Source organism: Staphylococcus sp. Marseille-Q1834 (genome assembly GCF_916858875.1).
Classification (GTDB): domain Bacteria; phylum Bacillota; class Bacilli; order Staphylococcales; family Staphylococcaceae; genus Staphylococcus; species Staphylococcus pragensis.
Genome location: NZ_CAKASN010000001.1, coordinates 916,645 through 929,742, shown reverse-complemented (window position 1 = coordinate 929,742; position 13,098 = coordinate 916,645). Strand labels below are relative to the sequence as shown.

14 protein-coding genes are annotated in these 13,098 nt (G+C 30.5%); 2 read left to right on the top strand and 12 right to left on the bottom strand.

The features are described from left to right. Positions 1-153 precede the first annotated feature (153 nt). The 3 genes from LIX58_RS04675 to LIX58_RS04665 are packed head-to-tail and all read right to left on the bottom strand — an operon-like array spanning position 154 to position 2,019. Positions 154-858 carry a hypothetical protein gene (locus LIX58_RS04675; RefSeq protein WP_126564793.1) on the bottom strand — a complete coding sequence of 235 codons (705 nt, stop codon included), beginning with the start codon at positions 856-858 and terminating at the stop codon, positions 154-156. Then, complete coding sequence (locus LIX58_RS04670) at positions 845-1,666, bottom strand: ATP-binding cassette domain-containing protein (protein ID WP_154836965.1); 822 nt, start codon at positions 1,664-1,666, stop codon at positions 845-847. Before LIX58_RS04670 ends, LIX58_RS04675 begins: the two co-directional genes overlap by 14 nt. Positions 1,667-1,707: 41 nt before the next feature. Beyond that, positions 1,708-2,019 (bottom strand): hypothetical protein, encoded by a 312-nt coding sequence (locus LIX58_RS04665; RefSeq protein ID WP_126564795.1) that lies wholly within the window; start codon positions 2,017-2,019, stop codon positions 1,708-1,710. 311 nt (positions 2,020-2,330) lie between these two features. Between LIX58_RS04665 and LIX58_RS04660 the strand changes: the two genes are divergently transcribed. Both LIX58_RS04660 and LIX58_RS04655 read left to right on the top strand, forming a co-directional pair. Continuing rightward, entirely contained in the window at positions 2,331-3,377 is a 1,047-nt protein-coding gene (locus LIX58_RS04660; RefSeq protein ID WP_154836963.1) for a PTS sugar transporter subunit IIC, read from the top strand. A 152-nt stretch (positions 3,378-3,529) separates the two neighbouring features. Further along, the gene (locus tag LIX58_RS04655; RefSeq protein ID WP_126564797.1) at positions 3,530-3,874 is read left to right on the top strand and encodes a hypothetical protein; all 345 of its coding nucleotides are present in this window, start codon (positions 3,530-3,532) and stop codon (positions 3,872-3,874) included. Positions 3,875-3,924: 50 nt separating this feature from the next. On the opposite strand, the gene LIX58_RS04650 is transcribed toward LIX58_RS04655, so the two are convergent. From LIX58_RS04650 to LIX58_RS04610, 9 genes are all read right to left on the bottom strand, one after another. Continuing rightward, the gene (locus LIX58_RS04650) at positions 3,925-4,650 is read right to left on the bottom strand and encodes a tyrosine-protein phosphatase (RefSeq protein WP_154836961.1); all 726 of its coding nucleotides are present in this window, start codon (positions 4,648-4,650) and stop codon (positions 3,925-3,927) included. Next, complete coding sequence (locus tag LIX58_RS04645) at positions 4,634-6,082, bottom strand: oligosaccharide flippase family protein (RefSeq protein WP_154836959.1); 1,449 nt, start codon at positions 6,080-6,082, stop codon at positions 4,634-4,636. Before LIX58_RS04645 ends, LIX58_RS04650 begins: the two co-directional genes overlap by 17 nt. Next, positions 6,072-7,313 (bottom strand): O-antigen ligase family protein, encoded by a 1,242-nt coding sequence (locus tag LIX58_RS04640; RefSeq protein WP_154836957.1) that lies wholly within the window; start codon positions 7,311-7,313, stop codon positions 6,072-6,074. The genes LIX58_RS04645 and LIX58_RS04640 overlap by 11 nt, the downstream gene beginning before the upstream one ends. Further along, positions 7,294-8,394, bottom strand: a complete 1,101-nt coding sequence (locus LIX58_RS04635) for a glycosyltransferase family 4 protein (protein WP_126564801.1) — start codon at positions 8,392-8,394, stop codon at positions 7,294-7,296. The genes LIX58_RS04640 and LIX58_RS04635 overlap by 20 nt, the downstream gene beginning before the upstream one ends. Positions 8,395-8,411: 17 nt before the next feature. Then, positions 8,412-9,050, bottom strand: a complete 639-nt coding sequence (locus LIX58_RS04630; protein ID WP_226386131.1) for a CpsD/CapB family tyrosine-protein kinase — start codon at positions 9,048-9,050, stop codon at positions 8,412-8,414. Next, positions 9,047-9,733: a YveK family protein gene (locus LIX58_RS04625; protein WP_154836953.1), complete on the bottom strand. Its 687-nt coding sequence runs from the start codon at positions 9,731-9,733 to the stop codon at positions 9,047-9,049. The genes LIX58_RS04630 and LIX58_RS04625 overlap by 4 nt, the downstream gene beginning before the upstream one ends. A 9-nt stretch (positions 9,734-9,742) precedes the next feature. Then, the gene (locus tag LIX58_RS04620) at positions 9,743-10,435 is read right to left on the bottom strand and encodes a sugar transferase (protein ID WP_413470803.1); all 693 of its coding nucleotides are present in this window, start codon (positions 10,433-10,435) and stop codon (positions 9,743-9,745) included. 340 nt (positions 10,436-10,775) lie between these two features. Beyond that, complete coding sequence (locus LIX58_RS04615) at positions 10,776-11,828, bottom strand: PTS sugar transporter subunit IIC (RefSeq protein WP_154836949.1); 1,053 nt, start codon at positions 11,826-11,828, stop codon at positions 10,776-10,778. 314 nt (positions 11,829-12,142) lie between these two features. Continuing rightward, the gene (locus LIX58_RS04610) at positions 12,143-13,039 is read right to left on the bottom strand and encodes a DUF5655 domain-containing protein (RefSeq protein WP_154836947.1); all 897 of its coding nucleotides are present in this window, start codon (positions 13,037-13,039) and stop codon (positions 12,143-12,145) included. Positions 13,040-13,098: the final 59 nt, after the last annotated feature.

Below are 13,098 nucleotides of genomic sequence, written 5' to 3'. Positions count from 1 at the left end.
CGCTTCTTGAAAATTAAACCCCATTTAGCGTTACTGTTATGTCAGTCAATATTCTTTAACATAATACTTTGCACTTTCATTTTATCTATTATATTAAATGTAATTTACATTGTACATTTTCTAAAGTATAGAGCTATTCTGCTGGGAGTCGTTCTACATATATTCTGACTTATTAAAAATAATATATAAAAATATCAACATTACAATTAAATAACCAATCATCCAAAAATTAATAAGTAAGAATGAAAAACTTAATACATCTGCTAGACTTTTATTTAATATATTAAGAAAATCACTAACCGGGGGAAAAATCCATAAAATATATTTTAAAATTGGAAATGATTGAATAAGAATTCTTCTTAACATTGATATTAAAAACATTAATACAATAAATAACCAAATAAGTTTATCAGAAACCTTAGTTAAAGATTTAATTAAAGTTGTCATAATTACGCCTAAAGCTATTATAATAATATGACTATATATACCGATTAAGACTTCTATTAATTTAGGCGAGTGTTCAAATTTAAAAGTAATAATAGGATAAATGACAGCCCATAAACCTAAGGGCAAAATTATGATAAAAGAGAATAGTAATTTACTAGTTAGGTAGTTCTTTTTAGATTTCAATTGTGTAAATAATAATTGTTTCTCTTTTATAGAATCTATATCAAAAATAATTACAGTTATCCACGCTGAAATAAAAAGCAGAAGCATTGAGGTACTAGCGAAACTAGATAGTATTGGCTGGCCTGAATAAGTATATAGAATTACTACCAAGATCAAAAAAATTATTAAAGGCCCAATCCACTTATACGATCTTATAAAGTTCTTAAAATGATAATTAATAAGTGCCATCTTCATTATCCTCTCTTACCTCTTTAATCAAGTAGCCTTCTTCAATCAACAGCATAATTAATTGGTTACTTTTAGCTACATTCACTTTAATTTGAACATTATTTATTGCTTGCGCTTCAAGTTTATTTAAATTTTTACATAGATTGGAATCTAAACTTTCTCTAGTTTTAACTATCATTGATTTAGCTTTAGCTTCATATTTATTCACTGCAAAAGAGTTTTTTTCTAAATTAAATTTATGGGTAACAAATGAATAATCCAACGCCTCTTCATGAGATGTTAGGACTACTGTTGCAGATTGTTTTAATTCAGAGAATATTGATTTTAATTGGACTATCGCACGCTTATCAAGACCAGAAAATGGCTCATCCATAATATAAATGTCTACTTTTCTCGCTAAGCATTGAATTAAATTCACTTTTTGTTGAGTACCTTTAGAACATTCTTTGATTCTTTTTTCTAAAAAAGGAGTTAAATTAAATCGACTAATCAATTCCTCAATATTCATACTAAAATGCGTGTTTGAATTTATATCTTTAATGAATTTTAGATATTCTTTAATAGTTAAGTTAATCGTTGATGGCAAGTGATCAGGTGCATAACTTACAATACCATTTACCTTTAATGTCCCACTTGATAGTTTTAATATATGAGCTAACATTTTCAAAGTAACACTTTTTCCAGAACCATTTTTTCCTTCGATTAAAACAATAGAATTATATGGAAAATTCATATTTATCTTTTTAATAATATGTTGATGATCTATTACTTTAGAAATATCTTGTCCTTCTATTACAAACTTTTCCATATCAACGCTCCTATGTATTAAATATCTTAAATTTCTCGTCGCTACTTTAACTTTTTAACAATAATGTAAATACCAATAATTACTAAAGGGATTTGGAAAAAATTACCAATTAGCATTACAACAATATAGAAAGGGATAATAAATAATAAAGATCCTAAAAAAATAGCTATAAATAAAATTAAAAATGACATACCCTCAGAGTCATCCTGTCGCAATCTATTACCTAACAAAATCCTAATTAAATCATTTACGAAAAAGACGCATTTCCATATACAATACATAAAAACTGCCAATAAAAATATTGAATAAGGTACGATTACTAACATTTGAAGAAACGCAATGATACCATCCATGTATTAATCTCCATGTTTTATTAATTACAATCAAGTTTTCACTTTCTTAATTAAATTATTTATATTCACTATACCATTGATAGAAATAGTTAGCTTAGGTAACACTAATCACCCTCAAACACACTCTCTCGACCTTGTCATTACAATATTCAGCGCATCTTTACAGAACTTTTGAAAATAAAAAATAATAGCTCTAAATAATTCGGTAAATATAGACAATATAATCGTTAACAAATTTAATATTTTCGATATATGTTACAATATTAAAATGTTTAAAAAAACACATTATATATATTAAGGAGTTATTATATATGAATATCATATTAGGGGTCGGCACATTAGTGATTGTGCTCATTGTTATGACGCTATTCTTGAAATTTGCGCCATATGGTCAAGAAGGATTGCAAGCGTTATCAGGGGCTGCTTGTGCCACTTTCTTACCACAGGCATTCTTAAGTTATGCTATTGGAGGCATTTTCCATATAAAATTCTTACAGGAAATCGGAGACTTGGCAGGGAGTTTAGGCGGTATTGCAGTCGGAATACTCGCGTGTATCAACTTAAAAATATCACCTGTATTCGCTGTTATCGTTGGTCTTACTTTAAAGGACTTTAGTTTATTACCTGCATTCATTGCAGCTTATTTAACCGCTTTCGTCATTAAATTGATTGAGAAAAAAATACCAGACGGTTTAGATTTAATCGTGGTTATTCTTGTTGCACCGGCTTTAGTCTATGGCTTAGCAACATTAATCAATCCAGGCGTTACCGCAGTCTTAAATTCAATCGCGAATGCCGTTAACTCTGTAGGAGATAGCAGTCCATACGCGTTAGCGATTATTTTAGGCTTAATCATTCCAGTAACAAGCATGACGCCATTAAGTTCAATGGTACTAGCAAGTATATTAGGTTTAACAGGGGTTCCAATGGCTATCGGTGCCATCACTTGTACAGGCGCATCATTTGCGAATTTCACATTATTTAATTTACTTAAAATTGGTAACAAGTCTAACCGCTTTGCCGTATTTATTGAGCCACTTACACAAATTGATCTTATCGTTAAATATGCGCCCGTCCTTTATGGGGCAAATGCGCTAATCGGTATGTTTACCGCATGTATTATCAATTTCAGTGGCTTGAAAATTGATGTAACGGGCATGGCGACACCAATGGCTGGTGCGATTGTATTATTCGGTTTCAACAACCCAATCACTTCAATTATTACAATTGTAGCAGTCGCAATTACAGCTGTTGTTTTAGCGTTTATTATCGGTTTCATTATTAAAAAATTCGACTTATTACATTTACACATTCCAATGCCTTGGAACAAAAATAAAGAACAACATTCAGAAGCATAATGTAAATACACAGGGAATTTAAAGAACTTTTCGGGAATGATTATTTTCTCGAAAGTTCTTTTTTTATTGCTTAACTTACAGAGTTGTAATTTAAGGCTTTTATCCTTAAATTCAACCTTATTATATGTTTATATAGAGTTGAGGTGAAAAACATGGCAAATTACGAAGATAGATATAACGAACGAAGCGGTAATATATTAGGCGCGTTAAGTTACCTAAGTGTATTTTTTGCGCCAGTCCTTTTCCCATTGATTGTATGGATTTTCGCATCACCACCTGGATCAACGCATTCTAGAAACGCTTTATTTAATCACATTTGGACATGGGTACTCATTGGCTTAGGTTTCGTAGCATTAATGATTGTCCCAGCATTAGTCGGTTCACATCATGGCATGGGCTGGTTTGTAGGTCTTGTACTTGCTGTTATTTTCTTTATTTGGGCAGGTATATTATTCTTATTAAATATCTTTAGAGGTATTAAATTACTTCTTGTATAACGATTTAAAAACGAGCTAGACGACAATGTCTAACTCGTTTTTTGTATGATTTATTGGAAGTATTTGTAACTATTGATTCTTTGATTGTTCCAAATGGCTTCTGCATTTGTTTCTAAGAAATGCTTAAAGTCTTGGTCTTTAATTTTCTTAAACGCTTTGGCAGTGACGAATGGCCGATTAGCATCATTATGGGCGTCACTACCGATAATATGAAATAATCGATGCTTTACCATATATTTGGCAGCTTTTTTAGCACTTCTACCATGATTACCTAAAATCGAACCTCCATTTAATTGCAAGATACATCCTAAATCTACAAACTTTTCAAGCAAGCTAAAATCTGTCTGTACAGACTTATATCGTTCAGGATGCGCGATAATAGGGACATAACCCATGTCTACTAACTTAACAAGAAGTTCAAATATAAATAATGGAATATCATTAAATGAAAACTCTACTAATATGTATGTTTGATTATCTAAAGATAGCGCAGTTTTTGATTCAATTTGTTCAAAAGAAGCGGGTTCTAAATAAATCTCTTCTCCTATTTTAATCGAAACAGGAAGACTTAATTCTTCTAATCGTTTTTCTAGCAAAGCTTTCTTCTCATATAAATCATCTTTATTCGGTTCATAAGTATCAATATAAAAATGCGGTGTCGCTATAATTCTAGTAACGCCTTGTGCGTATGCCGTTTTAATCATATCGAGTGTTTCTTCTATATCCTTTGCGCCATCATCTACGCCCCAAATTAAATGATTATGAATGTCGATCAAAATTATCACCACGCTTAATTAAATTCTTTAAAATTAATAAAATAAACTCATGTTTTAACACTAAATTAGTAATCAAATAAACTAACATTCCGACTACAAGTAAAAGTATAGTTGAGTATACTGTTGGAGAGAGATAGGCATTCAAAAACATCAACACAACGACCATGACAATAGACGCAAATACTGTTTTACTAAGATTTTTAACATCTAATTTAATGCCTGTCCCAGAAATATCAATTACTCTCCATAATAAAATAAGAAGTTCGGAAGTAATTCTGGCTATCCCAGCACCATAAATTCCGAAAAACGGTATAAATATAATGCAACAAATGAAGTTAACAAAAGCGCCTATAATTAACGACATATTATACACTTTCATCTTGTTTTGAATAATAAGATATTGTCTGCTTATCGTCATATTAAGCGGAATAATAAATAGTAATATCGCTAACACAGTCATTAGTGAGACGGTACTTTTAAATTGCTCCCCAAAAAACCAGATATAAAATGTAGGCATAATGGCAATAATACCTAGCACCATCGGAATTGTTAAAATCGGTTGCATATTTATATTAAGTTCTAGCATTTGTGTTAAAGCGTTATCTTGCTTGCGTGCTAGTTTAGTAATTCTCGGAATCATGACTAAATCGATTGTATTCACGAGTAAAATAGCTACCGATAAAATATTAAATGTATTCGTAAAGATACCAACATCACTATAACTTCCAATTAATCCTAGAACTACACAGGCAATACTTGTAAAAAAGTTTAATTGGCCATTAGGTAACAAATAGACTAAGGAAGAATGAAAAATATGCCATACATTTTTCCAATTAATCCGTTTTAAAGTAATGTATTTTCTCAAATAATAATAAAGTGGCACTTGGTTAAGCACAGTCACAATAGATAACGTAAAAACATATAAGGGTAAATCTGAAGTGTCTCTAATAAAAAATACAACAATTACTAAAACAATCAATGATGCTACGATATTACTTAAACTTGGAATTTTAAATTTCTCAATTCCTGCATAAAACCATGAAATATCAACTGCAGCGCCAATAATATATATTCCTTGAAGTAGGAAAATTAAATAATACTCATGAATAAATATACTCATCGTAACAACGTAAAGTAATAAAACGGTTAATGAGAGGAGTAATTTACTCATAAAAATATCGCTAAACTGTTTCGATAATTGTGTTTTTTCATGCGCTACTTCTGCAATCAAACGATTAAAGTATAATTGCACCCCGACACTCGCAAACATTAAAAAATATTGAACCATACTAAATGAAAACGAAGCGACCCCTACTCCAGAAGGCCCAAAGGCACGTGAGATGATTGGAATCGTGATAATAGGCGTAATCGTTCTAATGACTTGATATAAACTCTGATAAATAATGTTTGTTTTAAGTGAGTCACTCTTCATGGGTATGTCTACCTTCTGTCTTATTTGATTGAACTAAATAAATCAGTATACCTATCACAAAGGCTACGTATCTTGAGTTATTAAAAGATACCGTCATAAAATAAACCATTAATATTAAAAGAATTGCTATCCATACAATGTTACGTCCATTTTCATTAAATTTAATTAAACTAAATAACAAGTAGATTAGGTAGAAAATAAACACGAGTCCAAAAACTATGCCCCATTCTGCAAATATTTGTAAATATGTATTATGGGCAACAAGACTAACCCCATTTAAATATGTACCGACATGAACATAGTCGAATAAGCCTAATCCAAATCCAAATGTATATTTGATTAAACTAATGGCGTTAAGCCACACAAGACTTCTGTCCGATCCACTCTCATTGATAGAAGCAGTTCCTTCTTTAAAGATGGAAGTCATTCTATTGAAAGAGCCTCCTAAATCCACATCATATGTGTGCCAATTGCCAAAATTAATCATATAAAATGTGCCTAATAATAAGATAGAAAAGACTGATAGTACGCTAACAATACTTACAACATTTCTATTAAATAATTTAATGGCGCAATAGCCCATGATTAATAATAAAATGATAATCGAAGCGGTCTTTGAACCCGTTGTGAAAATAGATAATAAAATAATAAGTGACAATACTAACCTGTAAAAGAAACGATGTGTCAATTTAAATACTAAAATCAAACTGATAATTTGTGTCATCGCAAAGTAATTAGGATCGTTCATTAATCCTTTAGATCTAAGTTCATCAAAGAATAGTAAACGCATCAATAATGGTGTTTTAAAAACACTCGTAAACACACACAATATACCAATCATAGCGCTACTGATAACATAAGATTTCAGGAATATAGTTCTACTATTACTTAATTTTAAAATAATAGAGCCAATTAAAAGATAAATCACAACAAATGCAAATTTAATTGATGTTGCTAAAATTTCTTTTAAATTAATAATGAGAATATCATCAAAGACCCCTAAAATAACCGTCATTAGAATGCGATAAATATATAAAATAAGAATAAATATCAAGATAAAGTTAACTTCTATTATTTTGCTGTGATTGATTAAGATATAAGCAAATAAGATTAAAATAATAAAATCGGCAATTGAAATATTAATGCCACCAATAACAAAAGATTGTTGAATAAATATTGCTAAGCCTATCAATAATATATTTAAAAATGTGCTATTTTCTTGAGTACGCATTATAAACCATTTCCACTTCTTTTAACATTTTAGTTTCTGTAAAGTGCTCAAGATATTTCTCTCTAGAACGGTCACTTTGTTTAATATAATCATCATTCTCTAATTGTTGTTTTAAAGCCAAAGCAATAGTATGTGGTTCATTATCTTTAAGAATCTTTCCATTATTGTCTACTAACTCACTTATCCCACCTACGTCACTCGCTATAATTGGTAATCCATATGACATCGCTTCAATAATACTGATTGGCAAGCCTTCATGTTTACTCACTAAAACAAATGTATCGTAATGAGGTAATTCTTTTTGTGCATTAATCACATTACCTAAGAAACTCACTTCTTGTGTTACTTCTACAGATTGAGCCAACTCTTTACATTCATTTAAATTAATGCCATCTCCTATAAGGGTAAAATGGAAGTGTTTATCGGTCATATTTTTCAGTAGATTTAAAGCATTGATAATGTTCATCTGCAATTTAGGATAAGCAAATCGGGCTATCATAACGAATTGATGAGCGTCACCTTTCTCATGTGACAAAGACGTAAACTTGAATGGATCTTTAATTCCGTTATGAATAGTTACAAGCTTTCTAGGATTGAAGTTATATTTGATAGCTAATTGCTTATCAAACTCCGAAACACAAATCACGCGATTAGTTACTTTGAACATCATCTTCTCAATCAATAAATATAAATATTTCTTAAGTGGCGCAATACCGTCTGTAAATGACCAACTATGCGCTGTAAAAACAACTAAAGACTTCTTCCCCTTAGATAGTTTATAGGCTAGTCTTCCAATTGTGCCTGCTTTAGAAGAATGTAAATGAATAACGTCTGGACGAATTTTATTAATGAGGCGGGTTATTTTTTTAGTTGCTAAAATGTCTTGCTTCACATTGATAGGTCCGATTAAATTTTCAACTATGGTCACTTTAATGCGAGCATCTAATTGTTCTAGCATCGGCCCTTTACATCCTACTACTACGTAGACATCATTGTTTTGACAAAAGTAATTTGCGAGTTGAATTAAATGTGTTTGTGCACCGCCATTATCAGCCTTGGTAATAAGATATAAAATCTTCAAATTGATACAAGCCCTTTCTAATAATAGCCTTTAGTATTAGTATGTTTTACTTGATTTAGCACCACACCGAAAACAGAAATTTTCAAATTATCTAATCGTGTTTTAGCTTCAATAACTAATTCTCTCGGCGTTTTTTTACTATTTGCCACTAGGATGGTTTGATCCACTAATCTACCAATAATTAACGCATCAGTAACAGGTAAAATAGGTGGCGTATCAATAATCACATAGTCATACTCATCTTTAATATCTTCTAAGAAATCTTTAAAATTAGGCGAATCTAAAAGTTCTGAAGGATTGGGTGGTTTTGTCCCAGCAGGTATAATATCTAGATTTGAATCTTCACTATAATAAATGCCTTGTTCATAAGGAATTTGATGACTAATAATATTTGATAAACCATAATTATTAGGCACATTAAAGCGTTTATGTACTTGAGGTCTACGCATGTCTGCATCGATAAGTAGCACTTTATAGCGCGTATTTGCTAGTGACTCAGAAAGTGATTTGCTTACAAATGTTTTCCCTTCTCCTTGCCTTGAAGAAGTAATCATATATACTGTGCTATTTTCGCCAGTAACGTTGAAGGTTACATTTGTTCTAAGCGTTTTAATTTCCTCGTTGATTAAATCTTGGGCTGTGCTTATATTACTCATTTTTTATCACCTAAGTCGCTAATCTTTCCAATTGTAGGAAGATGTAAATAGTTTTCAACTTCTTTTTCAGATTTAATTTTGTTATTTAATAAATATTTAGTGAACATAATTAAGAGCGCAATCACTAACCCGAATATCACACCGAACACTACATTAAGTAAGATATTAGGAGATTTTGGCGATTTCACTTGGCTACTTGTCGCTTTAGATAAAATCGATAAATTATCAACGCCCATTACTCTTTCAATTTCTTCTTTAGCCGCTTTAGCTACTTCATTCGCATAGGCTACTGCTTCTTTAGGATGTTCACTTAATACATTGATTTTAATAATTTGTGAATTCTCTACAGAATCTATAGAAAGCCCTTGATAGAGACTATTTTTATCTTTCACATCTATTTCATCTAATGCTTTATTTTTAATTTCTTCTGAATTGATAATTTCTGAATACGTTTTGATTAATTGAATATTTGTTTGAATTTCATTTGGATTTTTATATAAGTTGTCATCATTTGCACGTTTTTGATTAATAATGACATTTGAAGTTGCTTGATATTTTGGCGTAATGATAAATTGTGAAACTACAAAGCTAATAGCTCCAAAAATAACAATACACAAAATAATTAACCCAATATGTTCTTTTAAAATTTTTCCAAATTCACTTAAATTAAGATTTTTTCGCATTTTATCCACCTATCTTGATCCTGATCCTGTGATGATGATGTTAATTGTTTTCAAACAGATATAAATTTCGGTAAAAATATTACCTTTGTAAATGTATTTCAAATCATATTTCAATTTTTCTTCAGGAGATAAATCGTAACCTCCTTTGACTTGAGCAAGACCAGTTAAACCAGGTGTTACTAAGCATCGTTTCTCAAATCCTTGTATTTCTGAACTAAATAATTCAACAAATTCTGGTCGTTCAGGTCGTGGTCCTATAAAACTCATTTCTCCTTTTAAAACATTAAGGAGTTGAGGCAATTCATCTATTCTTGTTTTTCTAATGAATTTACCGACTTTTGTGATTCTAGGGTCATCTTTCTCTGCCCATTGCGCACCATTATGTTCTGCATTGAGCTTCATAGAACGCAATTTGTAAATCGTAATTAACTTGCCGTTTTTCCCGACTCTAATTTGCTTATAGATTGGGTTACCAAATGAATCAATAACAATTAATACCGCGAATAAGACCATTATTGGAAAAGTAAAATATAATAAGACGATACTCATCAATACATCCAATAATCGTTTCAATGGGTCATACCATTTCTCTACTGCTTTATAAGTGTTTAATTTCTTTTGGTAATCATATCTAACGATTCCAAATTCTGGCTTAATCACGCCATCTTGTAATTTAAGATCTTCAGTCTTAAAATTTTTCACGTTTATCACCTACGAAATAAAGCGTAAATCGCATTGATATATCCCATTTAGTTTTTCTCTTTTTTAGCTTTTCTAGGGTATCTTGTTGCGTTTAAGTCTTTAAATGTCCTTTACATGTTGTTAGAAAAGCGTCAAAGTCTGCCACCTTAACGTTTGATTACTTAGAATATATCATTAAACCGAAAAAGATTGTACCCATTCTATGAATAAAAAAATACTTTTTTATTCCAACTTTTTAATATTTAAAAACATATAAAATTATAATATTTTATCAGTGTAATAAAAAAACGCCTAGTTGAATGAGCACTTACACTCATTAACTAGACGTTATAATTTAATATTATTGTTTGAAAATAAATACATCGGGACTGTACAATTTCAATACTTTTCCAAATAAGAAATTGAAAAATAAAGCAGAAATGAATGGTACCACTCCATAAGCAATAATGACCATGAACAAACTAGTCATTGTACCTGTATTTAAAAGTCCCATAGATTTAATAGGTCCTACTAAACCGATTAATCCAAAACCTGCAGAGTTGGGTGAGCCTTGGATATTTAATAATCCACCCACAAGACCTGAGACTGCTGCTGTACACACAACCGGCAAGATAATGATAGGATGTCGAATTAAATTAGGCATCATTACTTTAACCGCGCCTAATAATACAGTAATTGGAATACCGATTTTATTGACGCGCCAACTAGCAACTGTCAACGTAATCGCACTAGCAGCTACTCCAACAGCAGCTGATCCTGCGGCTAGACCAGAAATTCCTATCGCAATACCAATTCCAATAGCGGAAATTGGAGATACAATTAAAATTGAAAAGATAATCGCAATCAAGATAGTCATGATAATGGGTTGCATGTTAGTCAAACTATTAACTAATTCACCTAATCCCACAGTGATTAACTTGGTAAATGGTAATAATAAATAGCCTATTAGTCCTGCTACTCCGGCCCCAACAAGAGGGAGTGCAATCATATTTAAACTACCAAAACGGTCTTTAATTAATAACATAATTCCAACCGCAATCGCAGCAGTAATCATTGTATTGATTAAATCACCAATTCCAACAATCATCCATTTCTGATCTGAAACTATAGCTGCACCAGAACCTACAAAAGCAGCTGCACCAGCTGATGCTACTTGAATTGGCGCCATTCCAAATTGCACTGCAATGAGTGCACCAGTAAGAACTGGAATTGTATATTGAATGCCTTGAGTTACAAATGCAATCTTTAAGAAGAAGTCATTGTATTGGCCTAAATATTTACAGAGCTCGCCTAGAATAGCATTGGGAATCATCCCTACCACGATAGCTAATGCTACTCCATTTAATACATTAAATAAGAATGATCTGGGTGTTATTGTTTGTGTCTCGCCCATAATTCATATACCTCATAATTTCTATTATTTTTACATGATTTTATAGCATTGCATGAATAATTCAATCCTATTAAGTTTAATCCATAAAATTTAATATGTAATAATCATTATTTTTTCACAAATTGTTCACATTTTAAAGCGTTTTCATCATTTTTTGGTAAAAATTATTAATTTTTTGAAAAATAAAACTATTATCCTGTTTATTTACAATTTTCAATAGAGATGAAAAAAGGATAATACAAACATGAATTATGTTTATATTATCCTTCATATATTTATTAACTAATTTTGAGCGCATTAAACTTATCCACTACTTAGTTATTTTCATAACTTTCTTCTATGTATTTTTTAGCTTTTTCAATATCCTCTTTATTACGTATTTCTATAGCTAAATTTCCAGTTCCATAGTGTCCTATGTTAGTTACATCTCTAATAAATCCTTTTTCGAAAGCTACATTTTTCACATCGCCTTTAACATAAAGTAAAAGTTTTTGTTTGTTAGGAAGTATTTCCATACAAACAAAGTTTTTTATTCTTTTAAAGGCTAAATACAATTTTAATTCTTTAAATTGTACATCATCCCCCAAATTCATTAAATACTCTTTTAATTCTTTATATAAGTTGGTGAGATGTTCACTAGAAAATTTAAGTTGTTTATTTAAATATGTTTCTTTCTCTTTATTTACATCTATGATATTTTTCACTTCAAAAGTAGTATTAACCAAGTCCAACATTAAATATGTATTTTCAAAATATTTATAACGATATAACTCAATATTACGGTTAATTTGTTTAACCGCATGTTCGTCATATCTTGTAAACCCACCAGCAATACATAATAATCTTGGAGATGACCAATCTATCTTATCCGAAAAATCCTTACCCAATTTTTTCATTACTATGAGTTCAAATTCTGCTTTATGATCCAATAACCAATCAAGATAAAATAATCCTTGATTAATTACATTTTCATTAGTTGTACGCTTATATTCTATAATTACGGGACAGTAATTTTCATCAATAGCTAAAGTATCTATTCTTCCACCGTGATTTTTTCCAGTTGTATACTCAGTTTCTAAAAACTTAATACCTAATAGCTCTTCAGAATTTTCCTCAATAATATTTTGCAATGATTTCTCAATTGCTAAAGATTCTCCTTCTAATTCATGAGTATTTCCATCCTCAATTCTAAAAAGTTTTATATCTCCCAAAAGTAATTCATCTCCAAATTATTTTAACTAATTATTCATTATTATTTTAACTAATTATT